This window comes from Bradyrhizobium cosmicum (genome assembly GCF_007290395.2).
Lineage (GTDB): Bacteria > Pseudomonadota > Alphaproteobacteria > Rhizobiales > Xanthobacteraceae > Bradyrhizobium > Bradyrhizobium cosmicum.
In genome coordinates this window covers 5183092-5208765 of record NZ_CP041656.2, presented here as the reverse complement: position 1 = coordinate 5208765, position 25674 = coordinate 5183092, and the positions used below count along the sequence as shown (strand labels likewise).

At 64.3% G+C, this 25674-nt stretch carries 24 protein-coding genes; 12 read left to right on the top strand and 12 right to left on the bottom strand.

Annotation, left to right across the window (positions count from 1 at the left end; all coding sequences use genetic code 11):
* Position 1: 1 nt before the first annotated feature.
* The 4 genes from FNV92_RS25095 to FNV92_RS25080 are packed head-to-tail and all read right to left on the bottom strand — an operon-like array spanning position 2 to position 4236.
* Positions 2 to 1282 carry an ABC transporter substrate-binding protein gene (locus FNV92_RS25095; RefSeq protein WP_143844123.1) on the bottom strand — a complete coding sequence of 427 codons (1281 nt, stop codon included), beginning with the start codon at positions 1280 to 1282 and terminating at the stop codon, positions 2 to 4.
* Between the two features lie 29 nt (positions 1283 to 1311).
* Complete coding sequence (locus tag FNV92_RS25090) at positions 1312 to 2148, bottom strand: carbohydrate ABC transporter permease (protein WP_143844124.1); 837 nt, start codon at positions 2146 to 2148, stop codon at positions 1312 to 1314.
* A complete protein-coding gene (locus FNV92_RS25085; protein ID WP_143844125.1) occupies positions 2145 to 3092 on the bottom strand; it encodes a carbohydrate ABC transporter permease in 948 nt (315 codons plus the stop codon). The genes FNV92_RS25090 and FNV92_RS25085 overlap by 4 nt, the downstream gene beginning before the upstream one ends.
* The gene (locus FNV92_RS25080) at positions 3085 to 4236 is read right to left on the bottom strand and encodes an ABC transporter ATP-binding protein (RefSeq protein WP_143844126.1); all 1152 of its coding nucleotides are present in this window, start codon (positions 4234 to 4236) and stop codon (positions 3085 to 3087) included. Before FNV92_RS25080 ends, FNV92_RS25085 begins: the two co-directional genes overlap by 8 nt.
* 152 nt (positions 4237 to 4388) lie before the next feature.
* Here FNV92_RS25080 and FNV92_RS25075 point away from each other — a divergent pair, with 152 nt between their 5' ends.
* The 3 genes from FNV92_RS25075 to FNV92_RS25065 all read left to right on the top strand — a co-directional run bounded on the left by FNV92_RS25075 (position 4389) and on the right by FNV92_RS25065 (position 6891).
* On the top strand, positions 4389 to 5288 hold the full coding sequence (locus FNV92_RS25075) for a LysR family transcriptional regulator (RefSeq protein WP_143844127.1): 900 nt from the start codon (positions 4389 to 4391) through the stop codon (positions 5286 to 5288).
* A 221-nt stretch (positions 5289 to 5509) separates the two neighbouring features.
* Positions 5510 to 6337 (top strand): hypothetical protein, encoded by an 828-nt coding sequence (locus tag FNV92_RS25070; RefSeq protein ID WP_015687492.1) that lies wholly within the window; start codon positions 5510 to 5512, stop codon positions 6335 to 6337.
* A 101-nt stretch (positions 6338 to 6438) separates the two neighbouring features.
* Complete coding sequence (locus tag FNV92_RS25065) at positions 6439 to 6891, top strand: TspO/MBR family protein (RefSeq protein WP_168213573.1); 453 nt, start codon at positions 6439 to 6441, stop codon at positions 6889 to 6891.
* An 8-nt stretch (positions 6892 to 6899) separates the two neighbouring features.
* On the opposite strand, the gene FNV92_RS25060 is transcribed toward FNV92_RS25065, so the two are convergent.
* From FNV92_RS25060 to FNV92_RS25045, 4 genes are all read right to left on the bottom strand, one after another.
* Entirely contained in the window at positions 6900 to 8483 is a 1584-nt protein-coding gene (locus FNV92_RS25060; protein WP_244623644.1) for a cryptochrome/photolyase family protein, read from the bottom strand.
* The gene (locus FNV92_RS25055) at positions 8444 to 8926 is read right to left on the bottom strand and encodes a sigma-70 family RNA polymerase sigma factor (RefSeq protein ID WP_334266067.1); all 483 of its coding nucleotides are present in this window, start codon (positions 8924 to 8926) and stop codon (positions 8444 to 8446) included. Before FNV92_RS25055 ends, FNV92_RS25060 begins: the two co-directional genes overlap by 40 nt.
* Positions 8927 to 9126: 200 nt before the next feature.
* Positions 9127 to 9774 (bottom strand): ChrR family anti-sigma-E factor, encoded by a 648-nt coding sequence (locus FNV92_RS25050; RefSeq protein WP_143844131.1) that lies wholly within the window; start codon positions 9772 to 9774, stop codon positions 9127 to 9129.
* Positions 9771 to 10316, bottom strand: a complete 546-nt coding sequence (locus FNV92_RS25045) for a sigma-70 family RNA polymerase sigma factor (protein WP_143846217.1) — start codon at positions 10314 to 10316, stop codon at positions 9771 to 9773. The genes FNV92_RS25050 and FNV92_RS25045 overlap by 4 nt, the downstream gene beginning before the upstream one ends.
* Before the next feature lie 459 nt (positions 10317 to 10775).
* Between FNV92_RS25045 and FNV92_RS25040 the strand changes: the two genes are divergently transcribed.
* The 6 genes from FNV92_RS25040 (at position 10776) to FNV92_RS25015 (ending at position 18252) form a co-directional block, all read left to right on the top strand.
* Complete coding sequence (locus tag FNV92_RS25040; RefSeq protein ID WP_143844132.1) at positions 10776 to 12860, top strand: putative bifunctional diguanylate cyclase/phosphodiesterase; 2085 nt, start codon at positions 10776 to 10778, stop codon at positions 12858 to 12860.
* 75 nt (positions 12861 to 12935) lie between these two features.
* Positions 12936 to 13832, top strand: coding sequence for an alpha/beta fold hydrolase (locus FNV92_RS25035; RefSeq protein WP_143844133.1), 897 nt, complete (start codon positions 12936 to 12938; stop codon positions 13830 to 13832).
* A gap of 152 nt (positions 13833 to 13984) precedes the next feature.
* Complete coding sequence (locus FNV92_RS25030; RefSeq protein WP_015687484.1) at positions 13985 to 14560, top strand: HdeD family acid-resistance protein; 576 nt, start codon at positions 13985 to 13987, stop codon at positions 14558 to 14560.
* A 114-nt stretch (positions 14561 to 14674) separates the two neighbouring features.
* On the top strand, positions 14675 to 15886 hold the full coding sequence (locus FNV92_RS25025; protein ID WP_143844134.1) for an ABC transporter substrate-binding protein: 1212 nt from the start codon (positions 14675 to 14677) through the stop codon (positions 15884 to 15886).
* Positions 15887 to 15916: 30 nt separating this feature from the next.
* Positions 15917 to 17146, top strand: a complete 1230-nt coding sequence (locus FNV92_RS25020; protein WP_143844135.1) for an acyl-CoA dehydrogenase family protein — start codon at positions 15917 to 15919, stop codon at positions 17144 to 17146.
* A 143-nt stretch (positions 17147 to 17289) separates the two neighbouring features.
* Positions 17290 to 18252 carry an alpha/beta fold hydrolase gene (locus FNV92_RS25015; protein ID WP_143844136.1) on the top strand — a complete coding sequence of 321 codons (963 nt, stop codon included), beginning with the start codon at positions 17290 to 17292 and terminating at the stop codon, positions 18250 to 18252.
* Positions 18253 to 18334: 82 nt separating this feature from the next.
* Here the strand turns inward: FNV92_RS25015 and FNV92_RS25010 are convergent, their stop codons facing one another.
* The 3 genes from FNV92_RS25010 to FNV92_RS25000 form a co-directional block, all read right to left on the bottom strand.
* On the bottom strand, positions 18335 to 19852 hold the full coding sequence (locus FNV92_RS25010) for a M81 family metallopeptidase (protein WP_143844137.1): 1518 nt from the start codon (positions 19850 to 19852) through the stop codon (positions 18335 to 18337).
* Between the two features lie 246 nt (positions 19853 to 20098).
* The gene (locus FNV92_RS25005) at positions 20099 to 20551 is read right to left on the bottom strand and encodes an arsenate-mycothiol transferase ArsC (protein WP_015687479.1); all 453 of its coding nucleotides are present in this window, start codon (positions 20549 to 20551) and stop codon (positions 20099 to 20101) included.
* A gap of 106 nt (positions 20552 to 20657) precedes the next feature.
* Positions 20658 to 21881, bottom strand: coding sequence for a sensor histidine kinase (locus tag FNV92_RS25000; RefSeq protein ID WP_015687478.1), 1224 nt, complete (start codon positions 21879 to 21881; stop codon positions 20658 to 20660).
* 201 nt (positions 21882 to 22082) lie between these two features.
* Here FNV92_RS25000 and FNV92_RS24995 point away from each other — a divergent pair, with 201 nt between their 5' ends.
* The 3 genes from FNV92_RS24995 (at position 22083) to FNV92_RS24985 (ending at position 23603) form a co-directional block, all read left to right on the top strand.
* Positions 22083 to 22304, top strand: coding sequence for a hypothetical protein (locus FNV92_RS24995; protein ID WP_015687477.1), 222 nt, complete (start codon positions 22083 to 22085; stop codon positions 22302 to 22304).
* Positions 22301 to 22687 carry a response regulator gene (locus FNV92_RS24990; RefSeq protein WP_143844138.1) on the top strand — a complete coding sequence of 129 codons (387 nt, stop codon included), beginning with the start codon at positions 22301 to 22303 and terminating at the stop codon, positions 22685 to 22687. Before FNV92_RS24995 ends, FNV92_RS24990 begins: the two co-directional genes overlap by 4 nt.
* A 112-nt stretch (positions 22688 to 22799) precedes the next feature.
* On the top strand, positions 22800 to 23603 hold the full coding sequence (locus FNV92_RS24985) for a Crp/Fnr family transcriptional regulator (protein ID WP_244623826.1): 804 nt from the start codon (positions 22800 to 22802) through the stop codon (positions 23601 to 23603).
* A 94-nt stretch (positions 23604 to 23697) separates the two neighbouring features.
* On the opposite strand, the gene FNV92_RS24980 is transcribed toward FNV92_RS24985, so the two are convergent.
* Positions 23698 to 25437, bottom strand: coding sequence for a methyl-accepting chemotaxis protein (locus tag FNV92_RS24980; protein WP_015687473.1), 1740 nt, complete (start codon positions 25435 to 25437; stop codon positions 23698 to 23700).
* Positions 25438 to 25674: the final 237 nt, after the last annotated feature.

The window sequence follows — 25674 nt, the reverse complement described above, 5'->3', positions numbered from 1 at the left end:
CTCAGCGCGCCGCGCCGGTGGTCTTCGGCAGCAGTTTCTGCACGTCCGCCGCCATGTCGGCGAGGACGGCATCGGATTCTTTCGCGCGGGCGCCGGAGATGATCGAGTTCAAATGATCCTTGATCACGTCGGTGATCTTCAGGCCGTTGTCGCCGGGGAAGGCGTACCATTTCGTGAGCAGCGCGAGCTGGCCGACGGCGGTGAAGTTGTTGGGGTTCTTGACATAGAAGTCCTTCAGATAGACCTCGTTGGCGACCTTGTTGGGCGGCATGTAACCGGTGGTCTCGGCCATGATCGCGGCGCCCTTGGCGCCGGTCCAGAATTTCACCGCTTCCCAGGCGGCATCGCGCTTGGCCTTGTCCTTGGCGAGGATCAGCACGACATTGCCACCGGCCGGCAGCCGGCCGGTGGAGGGGGCGACGTCGGGGAACGGTATTGTCTTCAGCGCGAATTTGCCGCCGATCATCTGCGTGACCTTGTTGAGGTCCGAGGTCGAGGTGATGTGAAAGCCGGTCTTGCCGGCCGCGAACGCCGCGCGCATCGAGGGCTGGTCGAGATTGGGCATGCCGCCCTCATTGACGAGCCGTGCAATCATGTTGATTGCGAACTTGCCCTCCGGTCCGTCGAACGCGACTTTGGTCTCGTCGGCGTTGAGCATGGTGCCGCCGCGTGCGAACACCGGCGCCTGCCACAACCAGTTGCCGGTGATGTCCCAGGCATAGGTGACGCCGTTGGTGTCGTTGCCCAGTGCCTTGACCTTCTTGGCCAGGGCGATCAGTTCGTCCCAGCTCTTCGGCAGGTTGTCGATGTCGCCGCCAGCCTGCTTCACCAGATCGAGATTGACGTAGACGATGGGCAGGGAGATCGCGAAGGGCAGGGCATAGACCTTGCCGCCGGCGGTGCCGATGTCATACATCGCCTGGTGGAAGCCTTGCTTGTCGAAATCCTTTTCGGCGGCGATGTAGCCGCCGAGCTCGGCCGGGATGTTCTTGTCGACCAGGACACGGATGCGGTTCAGTCCCTGGAAGGACACGTCGGGCATCTGGTTGGTCACGGCTTCGCGCAGCACCTTCTGGGTGGCGTCCTCGTAGGATTCGTAAGGCGCCCGCATGGTGACCTTGATCTCCGGGTGCACCTTGGCGAACTCGTCGGCAATGCGCTTGTGGGTCTCGGTGAACAGCTCCGGATAGGGATACTGCATCACGATCTCGGTCTGGGTCTGCGCGAGCGCAGAGCCGGCCGCAAGCGACAGAGTCGCGGCGGCGATGAAGGACTTCAGCATGGATAGTCTCCCTGGTTGAGGTAACGCGGTCACTTGATGCCGGTGAGGGTGATGCCCTCGATGAAGCGGCGCTGGGCAAAGAGAAACGCGATGACGAGCGGCGCGATGATCACCATCGCCGCGGCCATCAGCGGGCCGTAGCTGGTGCCGGCCTCGTTGTTGCGGAAATGCGCCACGGCAAGCGGCGGCGTACGCAGTTGTTCGCTGTTGAGCACGATGAGCGGCCAGAAATAGTCGTTCCAGTGCGCCACCACGGAGAAGATGCCGAAGGCGGTGACGGCCGGGATCGCGGCCGGCAGCATCACCCGCCAGACGATGCCGAACTCGGAGATGCCGTCCATCCGCGCGGCATCGACGAGATCGTCCGGCACGGTCTTGAAGAACTGGCGCATCAGGAAGATGCCGAACACGGAGATCGTAAAGGGCAGGACAAGCGCGGCATAGCTGTCGAGCAGGCCGAGCTTGTGCAGCAACAGGAAGATCGGGATCGCGGTCGCCTGCGGCGGGATCAGGATCCCGAACAGCACGAGCGCGAACAGCGTCTCGCGGCCGACGAAGCGAAGTTTCGCCAGCGCGTAGGCCGCCGGCAGCGCCACCATGATCTGCAGCACGAAGATCGAGAACGTGACAATGACGCCGTTCACCAGGAAGCGCAGCAGATTGGCCTTGGCGAAGGCCTCGCGCAGGTTCTCCCACAGCGCGAAATGGTGCGGGATCAGATGCAACTCGCTGGAAAAGACCTCGGTCTGCGGCTTGGATGCGGTCGAGATCATCCAGATGAACGGCGCCAGCATGATCGCGGCACCCGCGATCAGGAGGATGTGGCGGAGTATCGCCCGGTACGGGATAGGATGCGAATGGCTCATGTATAGTGCACGCCGCGATCGGCGAGCCTCGATTTGACGAGCGTGAGTGCGAGAACGAAGACCAGGAAAACCACGGTGATCGCGGCAGCGTAGCCGGAGCGGAAGAATTCGAAGCCTTCCGTGTACATGGTGTGGATCAGCACCTCGGTGGATTTCGACGGGCCGCCCTTGGTCAGCACGTGCACGGTGTCGAACACCTGGAAAGAGCGGATGCCGGAGATCACCACGACGAAGGTCGTGACCGGCCCCAGCATCGGCCAGGTCACGAGGCGGAAGCGAGCCCAGCCGCTCGATGCACCGTCGATCTCGGCCGCTTCGTAGAGCTGCTTGGGGATGGAGACGAGGCCGGCGAGAAACAGCACCATGTTGAATCCGACCGCCTGCCAGATGCCGATCGCGCACAGCGCGTAGAGGGCGGTGCTGCGGTCCTGCAGCCAGGCGAAGGCCGGCAGGCCCGCGCTGCGCAGCAGCCCGTTCACCAGGCCGAATTGCGGATGCAGCATGAACTCCCACACGACCGCCATGGCGATCAGGGTCGCCATGACAGGCAGAAAGTAGATCGTCCGATATAAGCTGCGCAGGCTGGTCCCGCTCTGGATCAGCAGCGCGATCGCAAGGCCGGCGATCACGGCGCCGGGCACAACGATCACGACATAGGTCAGTGTGTTGCGGAGCGCGATCCAGAACACCCGGTCCGCGAACAGATCGTGGTAATTGGCCAGCCCGATCCATGAGAAATGCGGCGCGCCGAGCTGATAGTCGGTGAAGGAGAGCGCGATCACGCCGGCGAGCGGACCAAGCAGCATGGCCAGCATGAGCGTGACGGCCGGCGTCACCAGGGCGTAGGCGGCGTAGGTGCGGCGGCTGCCGTGAGCCTGCAACGCGCGGCTTGGGGCACCGGCGGAGACGATCGCCGCATCAATCGTCATGGAGCCGTCAGACATGGGCGTGCTCACGGATGCGCTCGGGCTGCTCCAGCCTGAGCTCGATCCGCTTCCCGGCGGGATCGAAAACCCGCACTGCGTCGGGGGCAAAGCCAAAGGCCGAACGACTACCCATCGCAGGCATGTGCCTGACATCCGCGAGCCGCGCGATCAGACGCAAGGCGGAGCCTTCGATCGCGAGATGGACGAATGCTTCCGCGCCAAGGTTTTCCAGATGGACGACCGTTCCGGAGAATGGCCCTGTGCCGAGTTCGATCCGCTCCGGACGCACGCCGACGCGGCAGTCGCCGGCCGTCGCACCGCACGCAAGCTTGAGGGCCGTCCCCAGCACGTCGATGCCGCCGTCCTTCCGGATCCGGCCGGGGAGAATGTTGATCTTGGGGCTGCCGATGAACTCGGCCACACGAATATCGCCGGGGTCGTTGTAGATCTCCGCGGGCGTCCCGGCCTGGATCAATTCACCCGCCATCATGACGGCGATCCGGCTTGACATGGTCATCGCCTCGGCCTGGTCGTGCGTGACATAGACGAACGTCGCGTTGAGACGGCGGTGCAGTTCGGCGAGCTCTGCGCGCATGTGGACGCGCAGTTTCGCGTCGAGATTGGAGAGCGGTTCATCGAACAGGAACGCCCGGGGCTCGCGCACCATGGCGCGTCCGACCGCGACGCGTTGCCGCTGTCCGCCGGACAATTGCCCGGGCTTGCGCCGCAGCAGCGGAGCGATGTCGAGTTGCTCGGCGATCCCGGCAATGTCGGCACTGATGAGCCGTTCCTTGGCGCGCCGGCTCGGCAGCAGCGCGCCCAGGAGCGGCAGCCGTTCGATCGCGGAGAGGCGCCGCATCCGCAACGGCACCGCGATGTTGTCGAAGGTACTCAAATGCGGATAGAGCGCGTAGGACTGGAAGACCATCGCCAGGTTACGCGCGCTCGGGCGAATGCCGTCCACCGCGACGCCGTCGATGCGGATCTGGCCGGAATTCTGCTGCTCTAGCCCGGCAATGATGCGCAGCAGGGTCGATTTCCCGCAGCCGGACGGCCCGACCAGGGAGATGAACTCGCCGTCCTCGATCCGGAAATCGATGCCCTTCAGGACGTCGGTACCATCGAAGGATTTGCGGATTGCGGAAAGCTCGATTTGCGCCATTCGCGCTGGTCCCCTGCTGCCTGTTGCGGCGCACGGAGGAGTAGGGAGCGCATGCGACATTCACATAACGGTCAATGGCCCTGCTTATGGGTATCCCAGGTTTTGCTTTCGTGTGGTCCTGATCGGGGGATATCGGCCTTGGGGTGTTTGTCGTGGCGCTGACGTCGTCGCGCGTCAGAGCGGTCAATGCGGTGTTCGAGACCGGCAGCTTTGCGGCCGCAGCCAGGCGACTGGGCGTGTCGCAGCCGGCGGTTGCGCAGCTTGTGCGCGACCTGGAGGCCGAATTCGCCGTTGCGCTATTCGATCGGCACGGCCAGAACCTGGTTGCGACGTCGCTGTGCCGACGGCTCTATGCCTCGACAAATCGCATGCAGGCGATCGAGGCGGACGCGCTGGCCATCCTGGAGCAGCGCGATGAGCTGACGGGGGGAGAGCTTCGGATCGGGCTCGGCAACGCCATGCCGGGCATGGCGCTGATCGCGGCCTATCGCAATCTGTATCCGAAGATTCAGATCAATATCGAGATCGGGAGCTGGTCGGCGATCATGGCGGCCGTGGTGGACCAGCGCGTCGACGTCGCTGTGCTGCCGGAGGTGCCGCAGGACAATCGCTTCCGTCGCGAGCCCTGCGTGCAGCAGCGCGTCGTCGCGATCTGCCATCCCGTTCACGACCTGGGCCGTGAATCGCGCGTGTCTGTCGCCAGTCTGATGCAGTATCCGCTGGTCTTTCGCACCCGGGATTCGTCGACCCAGCGTGCCGTGGACAGGGCGTTTCGCGCCGTCAATCTGCGCGCAAGTCCAGCGATCATCGTCAACACGCGGGAGGGCATGCTGGAGGCGGTCGCCAATCGGCTCGGTGTCGGGTTTGTCTGGGAGCACGGCTCGAGCCGCGTCGATCGCATCGCCAAGGTGGCGATCGCGGAAATCAAGGCGGAGTCGCCCGAATACATCTTCTCGTTGGTCGGCAGACGCGGCAAACTGGTCGAACTGTTCTATCTGGCCAGAAGTCTGTCGCGCTCGGCCGATGGCGCCGACATCCTGGCTGCGCCCTGAAGGGGCGGTCGGACCGGGACCGTTCCCCGCCCACCTCAAGGTGTGACGAAATGTAACCTCAACCGGGATGTTGCGCAGCGGGATTGTAACATATTGCCAAATTTGGGTTCCCGGGATTTGGTGAGGTGGCCCAAGATGGGCTATGCTGGCCTCTGCGTCGAGGACAAGAGCGGGGCGTCGGGAGAACGCGTGGGACACCACCGACAAACGGGGCTGAATCCATGATCACGTTGCCAAGACTGGCGGCCGAATCCCTGGAGAAGTTGCTGGGCACGTTCATGCGTCGGCGCTACGACGAAGACTCCGCAAGGATCGTAGAGGGGGCGACGCGCACGGCACTGGAGTGCATCGGCAACAGCGACGCGCTCTACCACAATATCGAGCATACCATGCTGGTGACGCTGGCGGGCCAGGCGATCCTCCAGGGCCGCCATCTGCATGGACACCTCTCGGCGGAGGATTACACCCACATCCTCGTCGCCTGCCTCGCCCACGACATCGGCTACGTCCGTGGCCTGTTCGAGGACGACGACGAGGACGGCTTCGTGATCGACGCGGCGGGCAACAAGGTCTCTCTGCCGCGGGGTGCATCGGATGCCAGTCTGATGATGTATCATGTCGACCGATCGAAACTGTACGTAGAGCAGCGGCTACGGCCGGTCGAGGGGCTCGACAGCGAGCGCATTGCCCGCGCCATCGAAGGCACGCGTTTTCCGGCCCGCGAGGGCCAGGGCTACGACGAGGATGCCTCGATCCTGCGCGCCGCCGATTTCATCGGCCAACTCGGCGATCCCAATTATCTGCGCAAGGCGAACGCGCTCTATTACGAGTTCGAGGAGGTCGGCATGAACCGGCAACTCGGCTACGACTCGCCCGCAGACATCGTGAACCGCTATCCACAGTTCTACTGGAACAGCGTCGCACCCCACATCCAGACCGAGATCGGTTATCTCAACAAGACCGAGATCGGCCGGCAGTGGATCGCCAACCTCTACAGCAACGTCTTCCGCGCCGAGCGCGAGATTTCGCTGTCAGGACCCCAGAAATAAAAGCCGGCCAAGGCGTTGCGCCGCGTCCCTTCAGTGATCCAATGCGGCTGCTGCAGCGTTGGGTCGATACTCCCTGTCTGTATCACGCGCGACGTTGGCTGATGGCAAGTTATGCAAGAGCGGCACTGTTCATCCTGATCGTGGTCGGGATAGGCTTTGTCATCGGTAGTACAAACCTGCCGGGCGGCTGGTACGCCGGGCTGACCAAGCCGCCGTTCAACCCGCCGAACTGGGTGTTCGCGCCGGTGTGGTCCGTGATCTACCTGCTGATCGCGCTGGCCGGGGCGCGGACCTGGGAGCGGACGCCGCGCGGTGCGGGCATGCTGCTCTGGACCGTGCAGATGCTGCTCAATTTTACCTGGTCGCCGGTCTTCTTCACCTGGCATCACACCGGCGTGGCGCTGGCCGTGATTGTCGCTATGCTGCTGTCGATCATCGGGTTCATCGTCGAGCGTTGGCAGACCGACCGGGTCGCCGCGGCGCTATTCGTGCCCTATCTCGCCTGGGTCGCCTTTGCCACCCTGCTCAACGCCAGCATTTTCTGGCTCAACTGAGCCGCGGATCACGTCACCGCTTCGGCGATGCCGGCTGCCTGGCGCCGGATCGTGCGCAGCTCTCCCGCATCCTTGCGGGCCAGGTTGGCATACTGGTTCTTCATCCGGCCGTTGGCGGCGAAGCGCTTGCGGTGCTTGTCCAGGAAATTCCAGTAGAGCGTGGTAAAGGGACAGGCATCCTCGCCGATCGACTTTTGGGGGTCGAAGCGGCAATGCCGGCAATGATCGCTCATGCGGTGGATGTAGTTGCCCGACGCCGCGTAAGGCTTCGTGCCGACAATGCCGCCGTCGCCATGCTGGCTCATGCCGAGCGTGTTCGGCAGGGAAACCCAATCGACCGCGTCCCAGAACATCGACATGTGCCAGCGATGGACGTCGTAGGGCCGCACGCCCAGGAGCATGGCGAACAGCCCGAGCACCATCAGCCGCTCGATATGGTGGGCATAGGCGTAGTCGATCGTGTGACCAATCGCCTCCGCAAGGCAGCGCATGTCGGTCTCGCCGGTCCAGTAGAATTTCGGCATCGGCAGTTCGGCATCGAGCGTGTTCGCTTCCGCATAATGCGGCATGCGCTGCCAATAGATGCCGCGGACGAATTCGCGCCATCCGATGATCTGGCGCGTGAAACCCTCCAGCGCGTTGAGTGGAACGGTTGTGTTTTGCAGCGCCGCCTGGACGACCTCCAGCGGACGCAATTGGTGCAGGTTCAACGGGCCCGATAGGACCGAGTGGTAGAGGAAGGCCTCGCCGGACCGCATCGCGTCCTGGTAATCACCGAACCGCGGCAGCCGCTCGGCGAGGAAGGCGTCAAGTTGCGCCAGCGCCTGTGTCCGCGTCACGGGCAGGTCGAAACCGTCGAGCTTGCCGGGGCTGTCTGCGAAGCGCGCAGCGACGAGCCGCAACACCTCCGTCGTGATCGCGTCGGGCGGACATGCGGGTCGCGGCGGTATGGACGGGCTGGTCCTGCCGAAGGATTTACGATTCTCCGCGTCGAAATTCCACGCACCGCCGACAGGTCGTCCCGCGATATCCATGAGAAGCCCGGTCTTTCGGCGCATGGCGCGATAGAAGGTTTCGAGCACCGGGCGGTAATGTCGCGCGGCAAAGGCCGCAAACTCCTCGCGCGAGCACAGAAAGTGGCTGTCGCTGCGGATCTCCGGCATCTGCGGCAGGCGGCGTAGCGTCTCTGCGACGCGCCAGTCGCCTGGCTCGACCACGATCGTCCGCGAGGGCCTGAACCTGCGCTGGGCCCGCGCGATCTCGGTTTCGAAGCGCCCTGTATTGTCCTGCTCGTCGATATGGACATAGTGCACACGCCGCCCGCGCGCGATCAATTCGTCCCTGAAGTGTCGCATCGACGCGAGGAAATAGGCAATGCGCTTCCTGTGTTGCGGGATGTAAGACGTCTCTTCGATCACCTCCATCTGCAGCACGACGTCTCGTGCGGGGTCGAAGCCGTCGAATGCGGTGCTGTCGGCGTCGAGCTGGTCTCCGAGCACGACGACGAGATGGCGGACGTCCTCCGGCTCGCTGGATCGGTCCAATGGCAGGCTCACGGATGGGGCTGCGGCGCGGGCGCGCCCGCCGCACATGCCATGCAATCGGCACGGACCGAGGCCAGCGTCCGATGCAGCCAGGTCTTGATCGTGCCGACGGGCACGCCAAAGCGCCGCGACAGGCTCAGCCGGCTTTCACCCTCGAGATAGGCAAGCGAGAGCAGATGGCGGCGATCCCGTGGAAGTCTGCCGAGAACACCAGCCGCGATCGGCTGAGCCAGATCGTAGTCGAACGGGTCGGAATCCCGCCCTCCGGCGTCGGGCACCCACAAGGCTTCGTCCAGATCGGTCGTCGCTACCTGCTTCAGCCGGAGCGCATCGATCGTGGTGTTGCGCATGATCGTGCACATCCACGTGATGGGCGAGGCGCGCTCAGGATCGAAACTCGCGGCGTGTTTCCAGATCTTGAGATAGGCTTCCTGCAGCAGGTCGTCGAGATCGACGATCGACGGCGACACCGACAGCGCGGTCTTGCGCAACCTGTTTCGCGTCGACGCATGCAATTCCGCAAAGGCCCGTTGGTCGCCGCTTCCGGCACGCCGGAGCAGGGCGCTCAAACGCTCGATGCTTGAATCCTTTTGAACGGCGCGACCGCAGCTCATGCTTCGTCTCCGGCATCAGTCAGCGAAGAAACGATGGAAGCGCGGCGCTGGATCACCTCCGCGACCGGAGGTCGCGCTCAAAGCCGGACGAAAGGCGAAATGAGCCGGCCAAGCAGTCCATGCAGTTCGAGGTCTCCGGTCATGGCGACCAGGCACAGGCAAGGCTCTTCCGGCCCCACGACCGGCTGATGATCGACGTCGCCGTCGCCGAAGTCGAAATCGCCGGGGCCGTAGCGGCCGGCTTCGTGACTGAAGCTGCCCTTCAACACGCAGGTCAGCTCCGTTCCCGAGTGCGAGTGTTGCAGCATGCGTGCGCCGGGCGCGGACCACAGCAGGAACGCGCGCGATTGTTTCGCGCTCGGCAGAATGATCGGTTGAAGCTTAAGCCCGGGTGCCACGCGGCGTTGCTTGCCGAACCGGCAGCGGCGCAATATCTCCGACAAATCCTCGTCCGGAAGCGCGGAGGGGGGCGGGACATCGGCGCGCGGCGCCGGCTGGGGCTCGTCGAGCTTCGCCATGATCGCCCCGAACGCATCGGCCTTCATCGCAACCGGTGCGGTCTCCTCCAGCGCTGCGCCGGCCAGATGCTCCATAGCCCCGGCAAAGCGGCGGCACGCCGGGCACTGCGCGACGTGCACGGCGACAACGAGATGATCGGCCTCGTCGAGCCGGCCCGTTGCGAAGTCGGCAAGCAGTTCATCCGGTGGGTGGTGGCTGATGGTCATGTCGGTTCGTCCAGCAGGTCTCGCAGGCGGCTCATGGCCAGTCGGATGCGCGATTTCACGGTTCCCAGGGGAATGCCGAGACTCTCGGCGATCTCGGCATGCGGCCGTTCCTCGATGAACGACATCCGGACCACCCTGGATTGCTCCTCTGACAGGCGAAGCAGCGCTGCCGCGACGCGCGACACATCCTCGCCCCTGGTCATGAGGATCTCCGGCGAGTCCACGATGTCGTCGGCGTCGTCGATGAGGCCGGGCTGGTCGGTACGCGCCTGTCGCACCGCGCGCCTCGCCGCGTCGATACGCAGATTCCGCGCGATGGTGAAGATCCACGCGGCTGCGCCGCCGGACGACGGATCGAATTGAGCCGCCTTGCGCCAGACGGCAAGCAGCGTGCTCTGCGCAATTTCCTCCGCGGTGTCGGCGTCTGTCCCGATCTTCATCAGGAGGCCCTTCACACGAGGAGCAAAATGCTCGAACAGAAGCTTGAAGGCATCGCGATCGCCATGGGCCGCGACACGTCCGATCAATTCAGCCCATTCCACCGTCGCCTTGGGCCTTTCCAATGGTGTCCGTTGCAACCGGATCCAGCGACGAGCGGGCACGGAGGGCCTGCTCCGTACGGACCTGCTCAGGGCTGGAAGACCGGCGTTCATGAAGCCTCGGTTGGTGTATCCGCTCGGAAACGATGGACGCCGCCGTTTGGATCACCTGCCGGGTTGCTCATGTCTTAGGCGTTCGCCCGCCCTGCGACAAGCGGGGTTCCAGTTGTCGTCAGTGATGCAGGGGCCGCTCACCCCGTCTTCATCCTGCTTCCGGTTTGTTCCCTTTGAAGCCGGGACCGGAGCGCCGTCCTAACCGGCGCTTAAGGCCCGCCGTGGCCCGATCGCCTGCCTGCGCCCCCATGCGCCGGGCGGCCATTCGCACTTTTCTAACCAACAATTGACCCGCCCTGATCCGTTCTCACGCCAAGCCCGTATCTCGCATTCGGGAGAAATCATTCGATGTGGCAAGCCCTGACCTGTCTGCCTGCGGAGCATGACCTCAGCTACGTCTTGGCTGCGGCGCTCGTCTGCGTGCTGGGCTCCCTGCTGTCGATGCGGCTGTTGGCGCGGGTTCGTCGCAATACCGGCATGCGGCGGTTGCATCTATTGTTCCTGTCCGGATTGGTTGCGGGCGGCACCGTCTGGACCACCCATTTTGCGGCCATGCTGGGCTACAACGCGCCGGTCGCGCGTGCCTTCGAGCCGGCGCTGTCGTTTGCTTCGCTGATGATCGCCGTGATCCTGGCCTGGATGGGGTTCTTCATGACGACCCACACCCGGCTCGGGCCCGCGATCGAGGGCGGCGGCGCGATCTTCGGTCTCGGCATCGCCGCGATGCACTACACCGGGATGGCGGGGTTCGAGATTCCAGGCGTGCTCGGCTGGAACTACCCGCTCGTTGCACTGTCTGTCGTGTTCGCGGCGGGCTTTGGCGCTGTGGCCGCCAACCGCATTGCGCGGCCGATCACGCGCTTCTGCAAATATGGCGGCACGCTCGCGATGATCCTGGCGATCGTCTCGCTGCATTTCACCGGCATGGCCGCCGTGACGATCTACCCGGTCTTCGACATCGCCGTGTCGCCGCAGACCCTGTCCGACACCTTTATGATCACCAGTGTCATCGTCGGCGTCAGTCTGATGATGGCGATGGGAGCCTCGGCCTACGCGATTGACTTGCAGGCCGCCTACGAAGCGACCGAAAGTTACAAGCAACTGGCGATGCACGACCCGCTGACCGGTTTGCCGAACCGCAACGGCTTGGCGCAGCGGCTGCACGATCTGCTGGCCGGACGCGGCGACGACACCGCGCGCGTCGTCGTGCTGGCGATCGATCTCGATCGCTTCAAGGACATCAACGACGTCCACGGCCATATCGGCGGTGACTATCTGCTGCAGCAGTTGGCACGGCGCATCTCCGGCGAATTGCAGGAGGGCGAATTCCTGGCCCGGATCGGCGGTGACGAATTCGTCGCCGTCAAGGGCGAGATCTTCGCGCGCGGCGAGGCGGTGAAGTTCGCCGAGCGGCTGCGCAAGGTCGTGCTCGAGCCGGTCGAGTGGCAGCATCAGACCCTTGCGGTCGGTTGCAGCATCGGCGTTGCCCTGTTTCCCGAGCACGGGCAGACCGGCGAGTGTCTCACCCAGCGCGCCGACCTTGCGATGTATCGCGCAAAGAGCCTCGGCCGCGGCAAGATCTGCACCTATGAGCCGTCGATGGACGAGGCCAGCCGCGCCCGCGCCGAGCTTGCGATCGATCTCAAGCGCGCACTGATCGGCAACGAGCTGGAGCTGTACTATCAGGTTCAGAACGATACGCAGACCGGAGGGATCGTCGGTTTCGAAGCCTTGATCCGCTGGAACCACCCGCAGAAGGGACGTATCCCGCCGGATGCCTTCATTCCGATCGCGGAAGAGACCGGCCTGATCATCGAGATCGGCGACTGGGTGATGCGGACAGCCTGCCAGACTGCCGCGCAATGGCGCTTGCCGTACAGGGTAGCGGTGAACGTTGCGCCGATGCAGCTCAACCACGACCTGTCGCGGCGGGTCGCGGAAATTCTGAAGGAGACGGGGCTGCCACCGGCGCGGCTGGAGATCGAGCTGACGGAGAGCGGCATCATCGCCGACCGCCAGCATGCGCTGCAGGTGGTGCTCGCCCTGAAGAGGATCGGCGTGACCGTCGCCATGGACGATTTCGGCACCGGCTATTCCTCCTTGTCGACGCTCCAGGCCTTTCCGTTCGACAAGATCAAGGTCGACAAGAGTTTCGTCCAGGCGGTCGAGACCAGCGTGCATGCGGCCGCGATCGTCAAGGCGACGCTGCTGCTCGGCCGCAGTCTCAACATTCCCGTGCTGGCCGAGGGCGTCGAGACCACGCGTCATCTCGATTTCCTCCGCGAGGAAGGCTGTGACAGCGTGCAGGGCTATCTGTTCGGCAAGCCGATGCCGGTCGATGTCGTGAACCGCATGATCGACGAGCAGAAGGTCGCGGAACCTGCCGAGGCGCAGCACGCGCACGATATGCGCAGGCCGGTCGCCGCGGCCTGAATGCACGCCTGGCCCTTGAGTGCCATCGCCGTGAAGGCTTAAGCTGCGAGCTTCCATCTTTGCCGGAAAGGTCGCATGCAACAAAGATCCGTCACCACCGATGTGCTGGAGATCGCCTATCTCGACTACGGCCCGCCCGATGGCTGGCCCTGCATCATGGGTCACGGCTTTCCCTATGACGTGAACGCCTATGCCGAGGCCGCGCCGATCCTTGCGCAAGCCGGCGCGCGGGTGCTGGTGCCCTGGCTGCGCGGCTACGGGCCGACGCGGTTTCGTCTCGCCCGGACTTTGCGCTCCGGCGAGCAGGCGGCGCTGGGCGCTGATCTGCTCGCCTTCATGGACGCGCTCGGCATCGAACGCGCGGTCGTCGGCGGCTATGACTGGGGCGGGCGCGCGGCCTGCGTCGTCTCGGTGCTGTATCCCGAGCGCGTGATCGGACTCGTCACTGGCAATTCCTACAACATCCAGAACATCGCCCGTGCGATGGAGCCGGCTTCGCCGCCGGAGGAGGCGGCGCTCTGGTATCAGTATCTCTTCCACAACGAGCGCGGCCGCCGCGCGCTCGAGCGCAACCGCCGCGGCTTCGCGCGCCAGCTCTGGGCGATGTGGTCGCCGACCTGGGCATTTGACGACGCGACCTTCGAAAGGAGCGCGGCGTCGTTCGACAATCCTGATTTCGTCGACGTCGTCATCCATTCTTACCGCCACCGCTACGCGCTGGTCGCGGGGGATCCCGCCTATGCTGCGATCGAGGCAGAGCTCGCCGTGCAGCCGCCGGTACGCGTGCCGACGATTGCGATCGACGGCGACAGCGACGGCGTCAATCCCGGCACCGCCCATCATGCGAAGAAGTTCGAGGGATTTTTCGAGCGGCGCGTGTTCGCCGGCGCCGGCCATAATCTGCCGCAGGAGCGGCCCGCCGAATGGGCGCAGGCGGTGCGCGATGTGCGCGCGGCAGCAGTGCGCGGCTGAGCTTCCAAAGAAACGCTGCGGCTGAACCGCCGCATTCGATCTTGATTTGCGTCAATGTTGCTGACGGCCTGGGCTGCTCTGCTGCCTGTCGTCCCGGTCCGGCTCATGCTATCCTGAATGTGCCTCCGGGCTTCGCATGCAGGAGTGGCGTCATGACAAGTGCTTCGGATACATCTCATCACTCAAGCCTCGGCTCCGGCATCGCCGCGCTGCATGCCAAATGGGGCTGGATCGTCGCGCTCGGTGTCGTTTATCTCATCGCCGGCTTCGTCGCGCTCGGCAGCGTGGTGATGGCGACGGTGGCGAGCGTGATCGTGGTCGGCGCCATGATGATCGTCGCCGGCGCGGCCGAGATCATCGGCGCGTTCCAGATGAAGAGCTGGGGCAAGTTCCTGATCTGGGCCTTGCTCGGCGCGCTCTATGTGGTCGCGGGCTTCCTGACCTTCGAGAACCCGCTGTTCGCGGCAGTACTGCTGACGCTCTTCCTCGGCGCATCGCTGATCGCCTCGGGCGCGGTGCGGCTGTTCCTCGCCTTCAGCATGAAGCGCGAAAGCCCGTGGGTCTGGGTGGCGCTCTCGGGCGCCATCACGCTGCTGCTCGGATTGCTGATCGTGGCGCGCTGGCCCGTCAACAGCGTCTACATCCTCGGCCTGTTCCTCGGCATCGACCTGATCATGGCCGGCGCGGGCTGGATCAGCCTCGGCTTCAGCCTGAAGCAGCGGCACTAACCAGCAACTCGACGCAAGACCATCTCGCGGAACTCCGCTGATCTGACGCGCTGACCAAAAACAGCGCGTCGCGCCGTCGCTTCGCCGCGCGGCGATAATCACCGGGGAGAAACCATGAGAGCCGCTTTGGCCCTGGCCGCAGCGCTGGCTGCCGCCTGCTTGTCGACATCCGCTTCTGCGCAAAAATCCTACGGTCCCGGCGTCAGCGACACCGAGATCAAGATCGGCAACACCATGCCCTATAGCGGCCCGGCGTCGCCGCTTGGCATCACCGGGAGGGTGATCGCGGCCTATTTCGACGAGGTCAACGAGAAGGGCGGGGTCAACGGCCGCAAGCTCAATCTCATGTCGCTCGACGACGCGTTCTCGCCGCCCAAGACCATGGAAGCCGCGCGCCGTTTGGTCGAGGGCGATGGCGTCGCCTTCATCTTCGCCACTATGGGCACCGCGCCGAGCTCGGCGATCGCGAAGTACCTCAACAGCAACAAGGTGCCGCAGCTGTTCCTGATCAGCTCGGCCTCGAAATGGAACGATCCGGCGAACATGCCGTGGTCGATGGCGCTGCCCTGGGCGCCGAACTACACCAGCGAGGCCGCGATCGACGTCGCCTATGCCCGCGCCAAGAACCCGAATGCGCGCTTCGCGGTGCTCTACCAGAACGACGACGCCGGCAAGGAATACTTTCGTGGCGTCAAGGAAGCGCTTGGTGCGGATGCAGACAAGGCGATCGCGATGGCCTCGAGCTTCGAGGTCAGCGATCCCACCGTCGATTCTCAGGTGCTGACGCTGGCGAGCACCAAGGCCGATGTCTTCATGATTTACTCCGTGACGCCGCGCGCCTGCGCGCAGGCGATCCGGAAGGCGCATGAGGTCGGCTGGGTCGCGACGCGCTTCCTCGCCAGCGGCTGCGCCAACAAGGCGACCGTGATGGTGCCGGCCGGGCTCGATGCCGGCAAGGGCGTGCTGTCGCTCGGCTCGCTGAAGCCGTTCGTCGAGCAGCCGAAGGACGATCCGGCGATGTCGGCCTATATCGACTTCGTGAAGAGGCGGCTGCCCAATGCCGACGTCAACAACGTCGCCGCGCTCTACGGCTACACGGTGGCCGAGGCGCTGGTGGTGGTGCTGAAGCAGTGCAAGGACAATCTGACGCGCGAGAACATCATGGCGCAGGCGGCGAACCTGAAGAACGTGCCGCTGTCGCTGCTGCTGCCGGGCATCACGCTCAACACCACGCCGCAGGATTTCCGCCCGATCAAGGACGGCTATATGCTCCAGTTCGACGGCAATGACTGGGTCGTGGCGAGCGAGCTGCTGCGGGGCACCTGACACACGGCTCAGCGAACGGGGGAGAATACCATGGACTTTCAACACTCCGCCCGTTCGCTGGAGCTTCAGGAGCGCGTCCGCCAGTTCATGCGGACGCATGTCGAGCCGGTGGAGGAGCTCTATTACGAGCAGGTGAAACCGGAAGCCATGCGCTACAGGACGCCGCGGGTGCTTCAGGACCTGAAGCGGCTGGCGCGGGAGCAGGGGCTCTGGAATCTGTTTCTGTCAGGCGAGCACGGGCAAGACCCTAACAAGATTGGCCTGAGCAATCTCGACTATGCGCCGGTGAAGGAGATCATGGGCCGCATCCTCTGGGCGCCCGAAGTGTTCAACTGCTCGGCGCCCGACGTCGGCAACATGGAGGTGCTGGCGAACTACGGCACGGCTGCGCAGCAGGAGCGCTGGCTGAAGCCGCTCTTGGACGGGCGCATCCGCTCCGGATTCTCGATGACGGAGCCGCAGGTCGCCTCCAGCGATGCCACCAACATCCAGTGCGAGATCAAGCGCGACGGCGACAGCTACGTGATCAACGGACGCAAATGGTTCACCTCGGGCGCGATGAACGAGGATTGCGAGATCCTGATCGTGATGGGCAAGACCGCGCCCGACGATCCCGACCGCCATCGCCAGCAATCCATGATCCTGGTGCCCAGAAACACGCCGGGCGTGCGGATCATCCGCGACATGCTCACCTACGGCTACGACGACGCCCCGGTCGGCCATCCCGAGATCGTCTACGAAAATGTGCGTGTGCCCGCCGAAAACATCCTGCTCGGCGAAGGCCGCGGCTTCGAGATCGCGCAGGGCAGGCTCGGGCCCGGGCGCATTCATCACTGCATGCGCCTGATCGGCTGCGCCCAGCGCGCGCTGGAATTGATGTGCCAGCGCGCGGTCTCCCGCGTCGCCTTCGGCAAGCCGCTCGCCGAGCAGGGCTCGGTCAAGGAGGACATCGCGAATTCCTTCTGCGAAATCGCGCAGGCGCGCCTCCTCACGCTGCAAGCCGCCGACAGGATGGACCGCGAAGGCAACAAGGCCGCCCGCGACTTGATCGCGGCCGCCAAGATCGTGGTGCCGAGCATGGCCGCCCGCGTCATCGACCGCGCCATCCAGATCCACGGCGCCGCCGGTGTCTCGCAGGATACTTTCCTGGCCCGCGCCTATGTCTACGCCCGCTTCATCCGCATCGGCGACGGGCCGGACCAGGTGCACCTCGCCGCTGTCGGCAAGGCGCTGATCAAGCGCGGCGGGGTGATGGCGTAGGCAGACAGCTTTCCGGACGTTTGCGCAAAAATCGGGGCTCGCATCTGGTCAAAAGGTAGCATGGTGTGCTCTGATGCACCGGATTCTTTGGTGCGTCACTGCCGACGTTGTTGCGCTCGGCATAATCAGCGAGCAGGTCAACAATGTTCAGTTTCGTCCCGGGCGGCCGGACCTCCGGCGCGCGGTCCATCGCGGCCATTTTCGTATCCATCCTGACGATCCTGATCGTCTGGAGCGGCCGATCCGCTCTTGCGGCCGTCGAGCCGTTTCCCGCGGATTTCAGAATCGAGCGCATCTCGGTCAACGGCGTCACCCTGCATGTCCGCGTTGGCGGAAAGGGACCGGCGGTCGTTCTCCTGCACGGCTTTGCCGACACCGGCGACATGTGGGCGCCGCTCGCCAAGGCGCTCTACAAGGACCACACCGTGATCGTTCCGGACCTGCGCGGGATGGGGCTGTCGTCGCAATCTGCAGGCGGCTACGACAAGAAAAACCAGGGCGTCGACATCGCCATGGTCATGGACAAGCTCAATGTCCAGAAGGCCGATCTGGTGACTCACGACATCGGCAACATGGTGGGCTATGCGCTGGCGGCGCAATATTCCGATCGCATCACCAAATGGGTCGTCATCGACGCGCCGCTGCCCGGCATTGGTCCCTGGGACGAAATCCTGAAGAGCCCCATGCTGTGGCACTTCAATTTCCGCGGTCCTGACGTCGATCGCCTGGTCAAGGGCCGCGAACGCATCTATCTCGACCGGTTCTACAACGAACTGTCGGCTGATCCCAAGGCGATCGACGAAGCGACGCGCAACCATTATGCGAAGCTCTATGCCCGGCCCGGCAACATGCATTATGCCTTCGAGCAGTTCGCTGCGTTCGGCAAGGACGCCGCCGACAACAAGGTTTTTGCCGCGACCAAGCTGAACATGCCGATCCTTGCCCTTGGCGCCGAAAAGTCCTTTGGCGATCAGCAAGCCGCGATCATGCGCGAGGTCGGCACCAGGGTCGACGCCGGCATCATCACCGGCTCCGGGCATTGGATCATGGAAGAGCAGCCGGCGCAGACCGTGAGCACGGTGCGCGCTTTCCTCGACGGGAAATGACGGGCAGGCGTTTCATTCGTATCGGCGACGCGCCGGAGCAGGTGCATCGGCGCGCCGTCGAGCAAGGGCCCGGGCGGGCAGGTCAGCCCGCCGGGATTTCGTCGAGCGGCCAGACGGGCCGGCGGACCTTTCGGTAGGACAGCTTGGTGTGGTCAAAGGTGGCAAGGCCGCCGCTGTCGGCCAGGATCACCTCCTTGGCCATCGGCCCGAAGGCCGCCCGGAAGTGGTGCGCGGACTTGACCGCGACGATGCGGAATCGAGCCGGCTCTGCGCCGAGAATGCGGAACATTTCCTGATCGTAGGTCTGCAGCGTGTTGGTCGAAATCGCGATGGAGATGCCGTTGACCTCCAGCAGGGCCGCAGGCCCGAGCGTCATGGGTTGGCCGGCATTCATCGGCCCCTCGCATACGAAGGCGCCGCCCGACAGGCCCGTCACCCGCCCGGTCAGCGTGAGCGGAGGTCCATAGCTGGCGGGATCGCGCTTGGCGCCGACGACGACTTCGAGGCTGGCCCCAAGGCCCGCTTCATGGCAACGGGCCGCCGCTTCGGGGTCGCCGAGGACGCCGAACAGCACGCTTTGTATCTCGGCGTCGAGCAGCGCCTCCAACAGGCGGACACCGTCGCCATAAGCGCCCGAACCCGGGTTGTCGCTGAAGTCGGCGATCACGAGGGGACGGGTATCCGTGGCATCGGCTGTGGCTGCGACGGCAAGTTGCGTCGCGGTCGGCAAGTCGAGCACCGTGACGGTGGCTTCGGCGCGCCGGCGGATCATCTCGTCGTTGAGCGCGGTCGCGGCCTGCCGCGCGGCCGTCTCAGCGGCGTTGTGGGAGGCATCATAGGTGACCTGAATGCTGGGGCCGACCTCGGCGATGTCCGAGCGGCTGAAGCCCGCGCAGAGGTCGACGGACAGAAGGCCGGGCGTTTGCGTCTGCATCTCCGCGGCGCGCGCCAGCAGGTCGCTCATCACGCCGCCCTGGGTCCGGCCATGATTGCATCCTTCGAGCAGAGGTCCCTGCAGGCGGAAGACTTTCGGACGAATCGTGCCGTCCATCGCCGACTGCAGCAGTTCAGCGGCGCGGAACGCCGTCTCGTACTGGTCGATATGCGGGTAGGTTCGGTAGGGCAGCATGATGCTGGCCAGCCGGCCCATCCGTTCGGTGACGTTGGCATGCAGGTCGAGCGTCACCGCGATCGGGATTGTTTCGCCCAGGCGCTTGCGCAAGCCTTCGAGCAGCGCCCCCTCGGCGTCGTCGTCGGTTTCGGTCACCATCGCGCCGTGCAATGCGAGGATGACCCCGTCGAGCGGCCCCGTTTCGCAGGCCGCGTAGACCAGGCGCTGCAGCTCGGCCCAGCACTCGGCCGTCACCTTCCCGGATGGGGTGGCCGAGGCGGCGATCGGCTGCACCAGGCTCCAGCCGTAACGCTTGGCTGCGGCCAGATGGGCGGCGATTTCCATCCGGGTGTCGGCCAGCGCCGGCGCGATCTCGGCATCGAGGAGAAATAGCCGCTTGCGATAGTCCTCGAGCGTAGTCGGAACGATCGAGAAAGTGTTGGTCTCGTGGGCAATCTGCGCCGAGAGAACACGCCGGGTCTGGCTCATGGAATTCCTTCTTGGTCTTGCTTGTACAATCGGACGGAAGTTCAGTCGCGCCGGCGCACGTTGATCTCCTGCCGCGATGGATCAGTATCGCGGGATGAGGAAAAACGCCAATGAGGAGGAAGTGCGTGGCTGCTATGTCCGCAGGCGGGCTGCCGCTGAGCCTCATCCTGAGGAGACCCGGAGCGGTCGTCTCGAAGGACGAGGCGCTGGCTCAGGCCTCGCCAGGCTCGCAAGCGATAACCCTCGTTATCGCGCGCGCATCTGCAGGCGTCCGATCAGCAGCCCGACCTGTTCGTCGATCCTGGCCAGCGCCGTCGGGGGATCGAGATATTCGATATCATCCACGTCCCAATATTGAACGCGATGGGCGACGCCGGCGAAGCGGCGCTCGACCATCGGGCGATGCTCGGCGTCCTTCAGCGCGATGACAAGCTCAGCCCCCGCAAAGTCGTCGAAGGTACAGAGCACGGGATGGCGCGCAGCGCCGGCCGGCGCGATGCCCTTTGCTTGCAGCGCCTCCAGCGCATAGCGCGAGATCGGCCCAACATTTTCCGGCGAGAGGCTCTCGGCGACCGCGCGAGAGAAGGAGAGCCAGTCCAGCCCTTCGAGCCCGGCGCGATGGTTGAAGACCTCCTCGGCATAGCGGCTTCGATAATAATTGCCGGTGCACAGAAAAAGCACACGATTGTTCTTGTTCATTGAGCTGCGCTTCTACCCGCGACCTGCTGCCCGCCGGGGGCAGCCAGACGACCTGACAACCTAGACAGGTTAGCATGGCTCTGCCTGATGGGCATCGGCTCTTGGATTATCCTCCAGCGGGTCCCGGTGGCTGGGATAGGATGGGCAGATCGAGCAGGAAATGAGTCCCGGGTCGATCCTTCAACAGCGTAAGATGGCCCTGAAGCTGCCTCACCATGCCCGTGACAACCTTGAAGCCGAGGCTTGCTCGCGGCTGATCGATGTCGAACCCCTCCGGAAGGCCGACGCCATGGTCGGAGACTTCGACGTGTAGGTGTCCATCGATCTCCCTGGCGGAAACTTCGATGTCGCCGCCTCCTTCCGGATAGGCGTATTTGACCGCGTTGGTGACAAGTTCGTTGATCAGGAGTCCGAGGGGAATGGCGTGGTCGGCTGCAAGCAGCATCGGATCTGCGCGGCAATGCAGAGTGTGCCCTCCGGTGTTGCCTTGCAGCTTCTTGCAGAGCTCGGTCATGAAGTCCGCAAGTTCGACATAACCGATGTGCGAACTGCGCCAGAGGTGATCGTGCACCTCGGCAATGGTCGACACCCGCAAACTCGCGTCCTGCAGCGCATTCGTGACATCCTGGGACTGGGCGCTGCGCGCCTGGACGCGGAGCAGGCCCACCACCGATGCGAGGCTGTTCTTGACGCGGTGGCTCATCTCTCGCGTCAGCAGCGCCTGGTGCTTGAGCGCTTCTTGAAGCTTGGCATCGGCCTGTTGACGTTCGATCGCGACCCCGAGCAGGCCGGCAAAGCCGGTAAGGAAATGAACGTCGTCCTGGTCGAACTGGCCGGGATCGGCGCTGTCGACTTCGAGCACGCCGAAGAAGGCCTTACCCTCTCCGCCTTTTTCGATCAGCACGTTGATGGCGCGCCTGATGCCGTGATCCGCCAATAGCTTTGGCGTGCGGAAGCGGGTGTCCGCCTCCAAATGGTTCGAAATGACGGGCGTTCCTGTCTGATAGGCATAGCCGGCAGGCGATCCGATGTCGGCTGCGAGTGAGACGACATCGATGGTCCCGGGCGCCCAGCCGACCCCCGCGCGCACCATCAGACGCTTTTCATCCGGTTCGTATTCAAGCACCTTGACGAACGGGGCATCCAATCCGATGGCGCACAGTTCGGTGGCGCGTTGTAGAATTTCCCGCAAGTCGCGGGTCTGCATGGCCGTGCGACCGAACTCGCCGAGCAGCGACTGCTGCCGCAGCCGGTAGTGAAGTTCGTTCCGGCTGAGGGGGGCGGACGAAGTATCGAGGGATTCCTGGCTCGCTTGACGTCCCTCATGCATACGATTCTCCGAACACGGGTTGCGCCCGGCAAATTTCGAATGTGTTTCAGCTGAAGTGTGGCTGCCTTCCTTCGGAGAGTCTGAGCAAAATAGCTCACCCTCCGAGTTCCAATCGCCACTGTGACGGCTTCTGCTCTGTGGTTGGACCACCGACACCGGCAGCGTCGGTGTGCGACTACTCACCTCCGGTTCCGGAGGACCATGGCTGATTCAGAAAACGATCGTAAATCCGAGATTGAGCGGCTGCGTTTGGCTTCGGAACTCAGGCAACTCGCCAAGGAAACGAGCGACCCCGATTTGAGGGAACATTGGCTGCGAATGGCAAGGCAATGGTCTGGCGAGGTGGAAGAGCCGGCCCAGGACCATGCCGTGGACGATACCGAGGTTGACGATACCGGGGTCGATAAGGATTTGGACGAATGATGAGCACCCCAGCCGGCAAATTACCGCCAATCGTCCTTGTCGTGGATGATGAACCGCTGCTGCGGATGCTTGCCGTCGAAGTCGTCGAGGAGGCGGGCTTCACCGCGATCGAGGCCCGCGATGCGGACGAAGCGGTTGCCATGCTGGAATCGCGCACAGACATTGCTCTGGTTTTCACGGATATCAACATGCCCGGAAGTATGGACGGACTCAAACTGGCTCATGCAGTCCGCAACCGCTGGCCTCCGATCAAGATATTGGTCGTGTCGGGCAGGCAGCAGCATCCATCCTCCGATCTCCCTACGAACAGCTGCTTCCTCGGAAAGCCGTACCAGGCGTCGGTATTGGTCGAGAAACTTCGATCATTGGTTCCCATTGACTGAGCCGAGGCAATCAAACGGGTGACTGAGCGCTTTTGCTCAGACTCATCTGTCAGATGAGTGCGACGTGATGGTCCCGATCCCGCGCGCTCCTATCGACCTGCCCGTTGTCCGGATGACGCAGAAGGCGGAGCCGGAACAAAATGGAGCCTTGGTGCAAACGGACCATGATCTGCGGAGCAATCGGCTGCTGGGCGCACTTGAGCCCGCCAGTCGCAAGCGACTGGATCCCCATCTGGAGCCGATCTCGTTCAAGCTTGGCGAGATGGTCTGCGACGCTGGAGGCCTGCTCCAGCACGCCTATTTCCCGCAGGGCTCCGTGCTGTCATTGCTCACCGTGCTGGAAAATGGCGCGGCGATCGAGACCGCGAATATCGGGCGCGAAGGTGCGTTCGGCCTGTTCGCTGCCATGTACAGCCGGGTCTCCTTCAACCGGTGCATCGTCCAGCTCGCAGGCCATACGGTCCGTTGTCCCATCCAGCTGTTGCAGTACGAATTCAGGAACAGCGAGCACGTGCGCGATCTGTTCGTAAGCTACTCGGAGACGCTGCTGTCGCAGGTCCAGCAGACGGTCGCATGCAATACGATGCATTCGACTGAGGAGCGAATTTGCCGCTGGCTTCTGATGATGCACGACAGGGCCGAAGGCGAAGCTCTTCCCTACACCCACGAATTTCTCTCTCATATCCTGGGCGCCAATCGGAAATCCGTGACGCTGGCCGCGCAGTCGATGCAGACCGCGGGTCTCATCAGCTATCGCCGGGGAGCGATTCAGGTGCTGGATCGCCTGGCCCTGGAAGCGGCATCGTGCGAGTGCTACGCAATCGTGAAAGAGCGGTTCGACGCATTTCTCACGCCGCCGTCGACCGCAGCTCCGGGCCACAACAAAAGCCGAAGCGGCCCAAGCGACGAGAATTGAGTGATCCATCCCGGCGCGCCCGGCTACGGGGGGGGGTTTTCGGCAGCTTTGTTGGAAACTGGCCAATCGCCGCCTTGTATCGGCGGACGTGGCGTTACCCCGCCTTGGCAATACGTCCGTCCGCAGACCCCGAGCGGAGGTTCTGGAAGAACTTTTCCACTTCCCGCGACAGCGTGTCCGCCGTCGCGGTCAGGCTGCTCGCCGCCGTCAGCACCGAGGATGCCGCCGTGTCGGTCTCGCCGATGGCGTCGCGGAGCGAGGTGATGTTGGCCACAAGCGTCTCGTTGCCCTGGGCCGCCGATTGCGCATTGGAAGAGATCTCGCGGGTTGCCTGGTCCTGCTGGCCGACGGCGCCGGCGATGGCTGTCGTGACCTCGTTGATCTCGCGCACCGCACCGCCGATCTCGCGGACGGCATCGACCGCGTTGCGGGTGGAGGCCTGGATCATCGCGACGTTCTCGCTGATGTCGGCGGTCGCCTTCGCGGTCTGTCCCGCTAGCGCCTTGACCTCGTGCGCGACGACGGCAAAGCCGCGGCCGGCGTCACCGGCGCGCGCTGCCTCGATGGTGGCGTTGAGCGCGAGCAGGTTGGTCTGCTCGGCGATCGCCTGGATCAAGCTGAGCACGCCGTCGATGCGCTGTGTGGCGGCGGCAAGGCTCTCGATCTCGGCGATCGATTTCTCGGTCCGCTGGCCGGTCTGCTCGACCGCGCCGGCGCTCTGCCGGACCTGACGGCCGATCTCCTCGACGGAGGCCGACAGCTCTTCGGCCGCGCCCGCCACCGCGGTGACGTTGTGGGAGGCCTGCTCGGTCGCGTCCGCCGCCGTGCCGGCGCGGCTGCTCGCATTCGCGGTGACGCGGGTGATGGTCTGCGCGGTCTCGCGCATGACCGAGGCGTTGTCGCTGAGGCCGCGCATGATCGCGCCGATCGCCTCGCGGAACTCGTCGACGGATTGCTCGATATGGCGGGCGCGCTGCTCGCGCGCGGCGGAGTCCTGCGACACCTGCGAAGCGAGATTGCGGTTGCGGCCCATCGCGTTCTGGAAGATCTGGATGGCGCGTGCCAGCGCGCCGATCTCGTCGGCGCGGTCAGCGTGCGGCACCACGACATCATCGGCGCCGTCCGCGACCTGCTTGATGGTCGCCGTGATGGCGGAGAGGGGGCGGGCGATCGACCGGGCGATGATGACGATGCCGATCACGACCAGCGCAAGCGCCACGCCGCCGAGGCAGGTCAGCACGAAGGACAGCGTGCGATTGGTCTCGGTCTGCTGTGCGATCTGTCTGGCGCGCTCGGCGTAGACCTTGGACAGCGCCTCGAGATCCTTGTTCAGCGCCGAGCGCACGGCGCGGTTGGCGTCGTTGTCGCCCCATTCGCGGCCCGCGGCCGCGTTGATCTCGACGCCGCGGCGTACCAGCTCCTTGCGGAAGTCGACGAACTGCTCGATGCGTTTCTTGAAGGTGGCAAACTGCTCGGCATCGTCGGCTTTGACGATGCCCTCCCAGCCTTTTACGACGTTCAGGATCTGCGCGTTGAACTTGAGCAGGCCCTCGCCGTATTTCTTCACCACGGCCGGTTCGGCCGACATGTAGACGCCGCGCGATTCCATCACGACCGCATAGACCAGCGAGTTGACCCGCTCGACGTTCAGCGCCGCCGCGTTCGCCGTCTCGATCGCGCTGGTCAGTTCGGCGCTGCGGCGGCTGTTGTAGTCGGACAGCAACGCGATCGCCGCCGTCAGCAGAGCGAACAGCGCAAAGATCGCATAGAGCTTGGTCGCAAGCGTGAAGCGGCCTGCCAGGCGAGTGGCATTCCCAGATCGGTCGGTGGTCATGGTGTTCAGGGGCCCGAATGGCCGGGAGCGGCCGGTGTGTGCGGTCGTTTTAAGAATTGATGCAAAACTATGCAGGAGGAAGGTGCATGCACGGTTAACGCGAGGGGCCGCGCGATGCAGCCGTCAGTCGCAGAAAGCCAAGTCTTATCAGGTGTTTGCCGGGGCTGCGGCTTCTGCCGCGCGAAAGACATGGAATGCTGCAAGCATCGGCATGCGCAAAGGCTGCCAACCGCGTAT

What these genes read in the sequence shown, in the direction of transcription:
- FNV92_RS25030 (WP_015687484.1), top strand. Translation starts at nt 13,985, where the DNA reads ATGACAAGTGCTTCGGATACATCTCATCACTCAAGCCTCGGCTCCGGC.
- FNV92_RS24980 (WP_015687473.1), bottom strand. Translation starts at nt 25,437, where the DNA reads ATGACCACCGACCGATCTGGGAATGCCACTCGCCTGGCAGGCCGCTTC.
- FNV92_RS25080 (WP_143844126.1), bottom strand. Translation starts at nt 4,236, where the DNA reads ATGGCGCAAATCGAGCTTTCCGCAATCCGCAAATCCTTCGATGGTACC.
- FNV92_RS25035 (WP_143844133.1), top strand. Translation starts at nt 12,936, where the DNA reads ATGCAACAAAGATCCGTCACCACCGATGTGCTGGAGATCGCCTATCTC.
- FNV92_RS24995 (WP_015687477.1), top strand. Translation starts at nt 22,083, where the DNA reads ATGGCTGATTCAGAAAACGATCGTAAATCCGAGATTGAGCGGCTGCGT.
- FNV92_RS25070 (WP_015687492.1), top strand. Translation starts at nt 5,510, where the DNA reads ATGATCACGTTGCCAAGACTGGCGGCCGAATCCCTGGAGAAGTTGCTG.
- FNV92_RS25010 (WP_143844137.1), bottom strand. Translation starts at nt 19,852, where the DNA reads ATGAGCCAGACCCGGCGTGTTCTCTCGGCGCAGATTGCCCACGAGACC.
- FNV92_RS25040 (WP_143844132.1), top strand. Translation starts at nt 10,776, where the DNA reads ATGTGGCAAGCCCTGACCTGTCTGCCTGCGGAGCATGACCTCAGCTAC.
- FNV92_RS25015 (WP_143844136.1), top strand. Translation starts at nt 17,290, where the DNA reads ATGTTCAGTTTCGTCCCGGGCGGCCGGACCTCCGGCGCGCGGTCCATC.
- FNV92_RS25025 (WP_143844134.1), top strand. Translation starts at nt 14,675, where the DNA reads ATGAGAGCCGCTTTGGCCCTGGCCGCAGCGCTGGCTGCCGCCTGCTTG.
- FNV92_RS25090 (WP_143844124.1), bottom strand. Translation starts at nt 2,148, where the DNA reads ATGAGCCATTCGCATCCTATCCCGTACCGGGCGATACTCCGCCACATC.
- FNV92_RS25095 (WP_143844123.1), bottom strand. Translation starts at nt 1,282, where the DNA reads ATGCTGAAGTCCTTCATCGCCGCCGCGACTCTGTCGCTTGCGGCCGGC.
- FNV92_RS25005 (WP_015687479.1), bottom strand. Translation starts at nt 20,551, where the DNA reads ATGAACAAGAACAATCGTGTGCTTTTTCTGTGCACCGGCAATTATTAT.
- FNV92_RS25000 (WP_015687478.1), bottom strand. Translation starts at nt 21,881, where the DNA reads ATGCATGAGGGACGTCAAGCGAGCCAGGAATCCCTCGATACTTCGTCC.
- FNV92_RS25050 (WP_143844131.1), bottom strand. Translation starts at nt 9,774, where the DNA reads ATGACCATCAGCCACCACCCACCGGATGAACTGCTTGCCGACTTCGCA.
- FNV92_RS24985 (WP_244623826.1), top strand. Translation starts at nt 22,800, where the DNA reads ATGACGCAGAAGGCGGAGCCGGAACAAAATGGAGCCTTGGTGCAAACG.
- FNV92_RS25060 (WP_244623644.1), bottom strand. Translation starts at nt 8,483, where the DNA reads ATGTGCGGCGGGCGCGCCCGCGCCGCAGCCCCATCCGTGAGCCTGCCA.
- FNV92_RS24990 (WP_143844138.1), top strand. Translation starts at nt 22,301, where the DNA reads ATGATGAGCACCCCAGCCGGCAAATTACCGCCAATCGTCCTTGTCGTG.
- FNV92_RS25085 (WP_143844125.1), bottom strand. Translation starts at nt 3,092, where the DNA reads ATGTCTGACGGCTCCATGACGATTGATGCGGCGATCGTCTCCGCCGGT.
- FNV92_RS25020 (WP_143844135.1), top strand. Translation starts at nt 15,917, where the DNA reads ATGGACTTTCAACACTCCGCCCGTTCGCTGGAGCTTCAGGAGCGCGTC.
- FNV92_RS25065 (WP_168213573.1), top strand. Translation starts at nt 6,439, where the DNA reads ATGGCAAGTTATGCAAGAGCGGCACTGTTCATCCTGATCGTGGTCGGG.